Genomic DNA, 6,545 nt, shown 5'->3' with positions numbered 1-6,545 from the left:
GTCGTAGATCTCCTCGCCGATGATGGTCAGTTCGGCGACGCGGTGGCCCTTGACGATGGAGAGCGCGGAGTTCTGGGCGTCCTGCATGTGCTCGGGGTCCTCGGAGCCCGCGAGCCGGAACCACGCCTGCTGCCAGGCGAATCGGGCGAGGTCGCGGGTCTCGAAGAACTTCCGCTTGTACAGGCCCCGGCCGAAGTGGAACAGCGACGCGCCCTGCATGACTGTGTTGTCGAGGTCGAAGAAGGCCGCGGCCTTCTCGTCGCCGAGGACCGGGAACTCCGGTTCGGCGGCAGGGGTGTCGGGCGCGGGAGCGAGGTCCTCCAGTTCCCGGGAGGACTTGCGCGCGGCCTCGGCTGAGGCCTCGCCTGCCAACACACTCCGTGCCGTGGCGGAGCGCCTACGAGGAGTGAGCCATCCTAGAGCGGCCATGTCGTGAGCATAGCCAGTCTGTTCGGCGGTTCCGGAGTCGAGAGGTTGGCAAGGTGTGAACTCTCCACGACCTTGTCGTTAAAGAGGTGGTCCGTACGGCGTGTCCGGGGGCGGGACGGGTGACGAGCGGGCGCGTCCTGCGCTGCGACAATGGCGGCATGAGTGCCATGTTTCGGCGACGGTCGCGTGATCCGGGGGAGCGTCTCGTCACACTGATCGGCAAGCCGGGGTGTCATCTGTGCGATGACGCACAGTCGGTGATCGAGAAGGTGTGCGGGGAGCTCGGGGTGCCCTGGGAGAAGAAGGACATCACCCAGGACGAGGAGCTGCACCGCGCGTACTGGGAGCAGATTCCGGTCGTACTGGTGGACGGCGCGCAACACACGTTCTGGCGGGTGGACGAGGCGCGTCTGCGCAAAGCCCTTACACAGATGTGACTGACCGGCCAGTCCAAGTGGTCCAGAAAGTCGCTTAGGATCGACGGGCTGATTGGTCTCGGGGGCGGGATTCGTGAGGAGAGTGTGCGGTTTTGCCCCCGTGGAACAAGGCGCCGAGCTGGGCGTCGCGTGAGGAACGAAGGCACGTCCGTGCCGGTTCCACGCGTGCGCGTCGAGCGTGCGTGACCCCGGTCACGTTGGCCGGGCAAATCGGACACCATCTTTGTGCACGCGTTCACAAAGACATAGCCTGCTGTCGACGGGGCGGTCTGGGGACGCATGACCGCCCGCAGCCCCGCTCTACCCGCAGGAGCACCGTGGCAACTGGCCGAACTCACCGACCGGCGACCCGCAGCCGAGGGATTCCCGAGGCCACCGTCGCCAGGCTTCCGCTGTACCTCCGTGCCCTGACCGCGCTGTCCGAGCGCTCGGTACCCACCGTTTCATCCGAGGAACTGGCGGCCGCGGCGGGGGTCAACTCCGCGAAGCTCCGCAAGGATTTCTCCTACCTCGGTTCGTACGGGACGCGGGGCGTCGGCTACGACGTCGAGTACCTCGTCTACCAGATCTCCCGTGAGCTGGGCCTCACCCAGGACTGGCCGGTCGTGATCGTCGGTATCGGTAACCTCGGCGCCGCCCTCGCCAACTACGGAGGGTTCGCCTCCCGTGGGTTCCGGGTCGCCGCGCTGATAGACGCCGACCCGGCGATGGCGGGGAAGCCGGTCGCGGGCATCCCGGTGCAGCACACGGACGACCTGGAAAAGATCATCGACGACAACGGGGTCTCCATCGGCGTGATCGCCACCCCCGCCGGAGCCGCCCAGCAGGTGTGCGACCGGCTCGTCGCCGCCGGGGTCACGTCCATCCTGAACTTCGCGCCCACCGTCCTGTCCGTGCCGGACGGTGTCGACGTACGCAAGGTGGATCTCTCGATCGAGCTGCAGATCCTCGCCTTCCACGAGCAGCGCAAGGCCGGGGAGGAGGCCGCGGGCGAGTCCGCGGCCGTGCCGCTGGCTCCCAAGGAGTCCGGGAAAGGGCCCGACGGGGATGTCCCCGCCGTGATGCCGGCATGAGTCTCCTGGTCGTCGGGCTGAGTCACCGCAGCGCTCCGGTGAGTGTGCTGGAGCGGGCCGCGCTGTCCCTGGACGCGCAGATCAAGTTGCTCCAGGACACGGTGGCCGCCGAGCCGGCCACCGAGGCCGCCGTCCTCGCCACCTGCAACCGCATCGAGCTCTACGCGGACGTCGACAAGTTCCACGCCGGTGTCGCCGAGCTGTCCACGCTGCTCGCCCAGCACAGCGGAGTGGGCCTCGACGAGCTGACGCCCTATCTGTACGTGCACTACGAGGACCGGGCCGTCCACCATCTGTTCTCGGTGGCCTGCGGGCTGGACTCCATGGTCGTCGGCGAGGGGCAGATCCTCGGGCAGATCAAGGACGCGCTGGCCCGCGCGCAGGAGTTGCACACCGCCGGGCGGCTGCTGAACGACCTGTTCCAGCAGGCCCTCAGGGTCGGCAAGCGGGCGCACTCCGAGACCGGGATCGACCGGGCCGGGCAGTCGCTGGTGACCTTCGGCCTGGAGCAGTTCACCGCCGGTGGCGCCGTCGAGGCGTGGGCCCGGGGCAAGCGGGCCGTCGTGATCGGCGCCGGGTCGATGTCGTCGCTGGCCGCCGCCACGCTGGCGCGGGCCGGGGTCGCCGAGATCGTGGTCGCCAACCGGACGTACGACCGGGCCGAGCGGCTCGCGCAGATCCTCGGCGAGCAGGGCGAAAAGGGCGAAACGGACGTGGTGGCCCGCGCGGTACCGATGGAATCGGTGCCTTCCGAGCTGACACGTGCCGATGTCGTCGTCTCCTGCACCGGTGCGACGGGCCTGGTCCTGACCGCCGACGCCGTCGCCGCCGCCGTCGAGGGGCGGGTGCCCGAGGGCACGGCCGCCGCCGGGCACGACCACCGCGCGGACACGCGGGGCGACATACGGCCCGTGCTGCCGCCGACGTCCATCGGTACCGACGAGGACTGTCCGCTCGACCTCCCCGCCGTCCAGGGCGGAGGCTTCTCCGTGCACGGCGAGGCCGCGGTTGCCGGGATGGACGCGGCGACGCTGGAGCAGCACGCGGCCTGGGTCGACAACGCGACCGTCGACCGGCGCACCGCCACCCGCCGCACGCCCGCCGCCGACGCCGAGCTGATCGCCGCGCTCGCCGCGACCTTCGCCGTCACCGGCCGGATCACCGAACTGCGCCGGCCCGAGCCGGTCGTCGAGGCGCCCCGGCCCGAGCCCGTGCTCGCGCTGCTGGACCTGGCCATGCCGCGGGACATCGACGCCGCCGCGCACCGGCTGCCCGGTGTCCGCCTGGTCGACATCGAGTCCCTCGCCGAGGCCTCCGCCGACGCGCCGATGGCCGCCGACGTGGACATGGTGCGGAGGATCGTTTCGGACGAGGTGGCCGCCTTCGGCGCCGCCCAACGGGCCGCGCACATCACCCCCACCGTGGTGGCGCTGCGCGCCATGGCCGCGGATGTCGTCGCGAGCGAGATCGCCCGCCTGGAGGGCCGGCTGCCCGGCCTCGACGACAAGCACCGCGGCGAGATCACCCAGACCGTGCGGCGCGTCGTGGACAAGCTGCTGCACGCGCCGACCGTACGGGTCAAGCAGCTCGCGGCCGAACCCGGCGGCGCCGGGTACGCGGACGCGCTGCGGACCTTGTTCGACCTGGACCAGGAGACGGTCGCCGCCGTGTCCCGGGCCGATGACAGCCAAGAGAACGCCGAGAACCGAGGGCGATCATGAGTGAGCAGGCACGTGAGGCGCCCCAGCGTCGAGCCGATGGGCCGCTGCGGCTCGGGACCAGGCGGAGCAAGCTCGCCATGGCCCAGTCCGGGCTGGTGGCGGACGCGGTCCGGCAGGTGACCGGGCGGCCCGTCGAACTCGTGGAGATCACGACGTACGGCGACGTCTCGCGCGAGCATCTGGCGCAGATCGGCGGCACGGGCGTCTTCGTCACCGCGCTGCGGGAGGCGCTGCTGCGCGGCGAGGTCGACTTCGCCGTGCACTCCCTGAAGGACCTGCCGACCGCGCAGCCCGCCGAGCTGGCGCTGGCCGCCGTGCCGGTGCGCGAGGACGTGCGGGACGTGCTGGTCGCCCGCGACGGCCTGACCTTCGCCCAGCTGCCGGACGGCGCCCGCGTCGGCACCGGCTCGCCGCGGCGGATGGCCCAGCTGAACGCGTACGCGCGCAGCCACGGCCTGACGATCGAGACGGTGCCGATCCGCGGGAACGTAGACACCCGGATCGGATATGTGCGGAAGGGTGAGCTGGACGCCGTCGTGCTGGCCGCCGCCGGACTGAACCGGATCGGCCGGATCGACGAGGCGACCGACTTCCTCTCGGTCGACACCGTTCTGCCCGCCCCCGGCCAGGGGGCACTGGCGATCGAATGCGTCGCGGACAACGCGTCGCTGGTCGCCGCGCTCGGCGAACTCGACGACCCGTACACACGGGCCGCCGTGACCGCCGAGCGGTCCCTGCTCGCCGCCCTGGAGGCCGGTTGCAGCGCCCCGGTGGGTGCGTTCGCCGACCTTCTGGCCGACGGGCAGACTGTCAAGGAGATGCGCCTGCGCGGCGTCGTCGGCACGACCGACGGCTCGACGCTGGTGCAGCTGTCCACCACCGGTCCCGTGCCCGAGACGCACGACCAGGCAATGGCGCTCGGCCGTGAACTCGCGGCCGAGATGCTCGCCAAGGGCGCGGCCGGTCTGATGGGGGAGCGAGCACATTGAGCCCCACCACCCTTTCCGCCGGTCCGGACCACGGTCACGTCACCTTCCTCGGTGCCGGACCCGGGGATCCGGGACTGCTGACCCTGCGCGCCGTGGAGGCGCTGGCGAACGCGGACGTCCTCGTCGCCGAGCACGACGTGCTCGACGTGGTGCGCGCGCATGCCCGTCCGGGCGTCGCCGTACTGGACACCGACACGGGCCCGCCGTCGCCCGTGGCCGCGGCGCCCTCGGCCTCTTCCGCGGCTACTTCAGCGGATACGTTTTCGGGCACAGGCACGCCTCAGCTGACGGTTGTTGACGGCGCGTCGACAACCGTTGGTGCACCCGCTGTGCGGGATGCGGCACATCTTGTCATGGAGGCCGCGAGGGGCGGCAAGCGGGTCGTCCGTGCGGTGTCCGGGGACCCTGGCCTGGACACCTACGCCACCGGGGAGATGCTGGCGTGCGCCGCCGCGGGTGTGCCGTTCGAGGTGGTGCCCGGTGTGGCCGCCGCCGTGGGAGTGCCCGCCTACGCGGGTGTGCCGCTGCGGGACGCGCAGGGCGCGGACGTGCGCTTCGTGGACGCGCGCACGGCGTCCGAGCGGTGCTGGACCGAGGTCGGCGCGTCCGACGGGACCGTCGTGGTCTCGGCGACGCTGGAGACCGTGGCCGCCGCCGCCGGTGAGCTGGTCGCCGCCGGCCGCAAGCCCGATACGCCGCTGACCGTCACCGTCGCCGGGACGACGACCCGGCAGCGGACCTGGACCGCCACGCTCGGCACGATCGCGCAGGTGCTGAAGCAGGCCAAGGTGCTGCCCTCGCCGGAGGGCGGCCGGCCGGTGATAGCCGTGGTCGGTGAGCGTTCCGCCGCGGCCCAGCGCGACCAGTTGTCGTGGTTCGAGAGCAAGCCGCTGTTCGGCTGGCGGGTCCTCGTGCCGCGCACGAAGGAGCAGGCCGCCTCGCTCTCCGACCAGCTGCGGTCCTACGGGGCCGTGCCGCACGAGGTCCCGACGATCGCCGTCGAACCGCCGCGCACCCCGCAGCAGATGGAGCGCGCGGTCAAGGGTCTGGTGACCGGACGGTACGAGTGGATCGCCTTCACCTCGGTGAACGCGGTCAAGGCCGTACGGGAGAAGTTCGAGGAGTACGGCCTCGACGCGCGGGCCTTCGCGGGGATCAAGGTCGCCGCGGTGGGCGAGCAGACCGCCAGGGCGCTGGTCGCGTTCGGGGTGAAGCCGGACCTGGTGCCGAGCGGTGAGCAGTCCGCGGCCGGGCTGCTGGAGGACTGGCCGCCGTACGACCCGGTCTTCGACCCGATCGACCGGGTGTTCCTGCCGCGGGCCGACATCGCCACGGAGACGCTGGTCGCCGGGCTGATCGAGCTCGGGTGGGAGGTCGACGACGTGACCGCCTACCGGACCGTGCGGGCCTCGCCGCCGCCGGCCGAGACCCGTGAGGCGATCAAGGGCGGTGGCTTCGACGCCGTGCTGTTCACGTCGTCGTCCACCGTGCGGAACCTGGTCGGCATCGCCGGCAAGCCGCACAACGTCACCGTGATCGCCTGTATCGGGCCCGCGACGGCGAAGACCGCCGAGGAGCACGGGCTGCGGGTGGACGTGATGGCGCCTGAGCCGTCCGTGCACAAGCTGGCGGAGGCGCTCGCCGACTTCGGGCTGCGGCGCCGCGCGGCCGCGCTGGAGGCGGGGGACCCGGTGACGCGGCCGAGCGAGCGGCGGCCGGGGGCTCGGCGGAGGCGGAACACGACCTGAGCGGGTTGGTCGTAGTTGTGCGGGGCGTACGGGAGGGGCGGCGGTTCTTGGAACCGCCGCCCCCTCTCTTGTGGTCGCCGTGTCAGCAGCCGGAGGCGTAGGGGAGGAAGGTCGCCCAGGCGGTGGGGGTGAGGGCGAGGCGGGGACC

6 protein-coding genes are annotated in these 6,545 nt (G+C 71.8%); 5 read left to right on the top strand and 1 reads right to left on the bottom strand.

Annotation, left to right across the window (positions count from 1 at the left end; genetic code table 11):
- On the bottom strand, nt 1-429 hold a 429-nt coding region (locus AOK15_RS22490), incomplete at its 3' end, for a haloacid dehalogenase-like hydrolase (protein ID WP_240508550.1).
- A gap of 158 nt (nt 430-587) precedes the next feature.
- Here AOK15_RS22490 and AOK15_RS22485 point away from each other — a divergent pair.
- The 5 genes from AOK15_RS22485 to AOK15_RS22465 all read left to right on the top strand — a co-directional run bounded on the left by AOK15_RS22485 (nt 588) and on the right by AOK15_RS22465 (nt 6,397).
- Nucleotides 588-866 carry a glutaredoxin family protein gene (locus AOK15_RS22485; protein WP_055519710.1) on the top strand — a complete coding sequence of 93 codons (279 nt, stop codon included), beginning with the start codon at nt 588-590 and terminating at the stop codon, nt 864-866.
- 317 nt (nt 867-1,183) lie between these two features.
- Nucleotides 1,184-1,939 carry a redox-sensing transcriptional repressor Rex gene (locus AOK15_RS22480; RefSeq protein WP_055519708.1) on the top strand — a complete coding sequence of 252 codons (756 nt, stop codon included), beginning with the start codon at nt 1,184-1,186 and terminating at the stop codon, nt 1,937-1,939.
- Nucleotides 1,936-3,660, top strand: a complete 1,725-nt coding sequence (locus AOK15_RS22475; protein ID WP_055519706.1) for a glutamyl-tRNA reductase — start codon at nt 1,936-1,938, stop codon at nt 3,658-3,660. Before AOK15_RS22480 ends, AOK15_RS22475 begins: the two co-directional genes overlap by 4 nt.
- Nucleotides 3,657-4,649 (top strand): hydroxymethylbilane synthase, encoded by a 993-nt coding sequence (hemC, locus tag AOK15_RS22470; RefSeq protein WP_055519704.1) that lies wholly within the window; start codon nt 3,657-3,659, stop codon nt 4,647-4,649. The genes AOK15_RS22475 and hemC overlap by 4 nt, the downstream gene beginning before the upstream one ends.
- Nucleotides 4,646-6,397, top strand: a complete 1,752-nt coding sequence (locus tag AOK15_RS22465) for a bifunctional uroporphyrinogen-III C-methyltransferase/uroporphyrinogen-III synthase (RefSeq protein WP_079049455.1) — start codon at nt 4,646-4,648, stop codon at nt 6,395-6,397. Before hemC ends, AOK15_RS22465 begins: the two co-directional genes overlap by 4 nt.
- Nucleotides 6,398-6,545: the final 148 nt, after the last annotated feature.

It is taken from the genome of Streptomyces ossamyceticus, assembly GCF_001418475.1.
In the GTDB taxonomy this organism is placed as follows: domain Bacteria; phylum Actinomycetota; class Actinomycetes; order Streptomycetales; family Streptomycetaceae; genus Streptomyces; species Streptomyces ossamyceticus.
The sequence above is the reverse complement of the archived record's forward strand: the minus strand, read 5'-3'. Positions and strand labels throughout refer to the sequence as shown.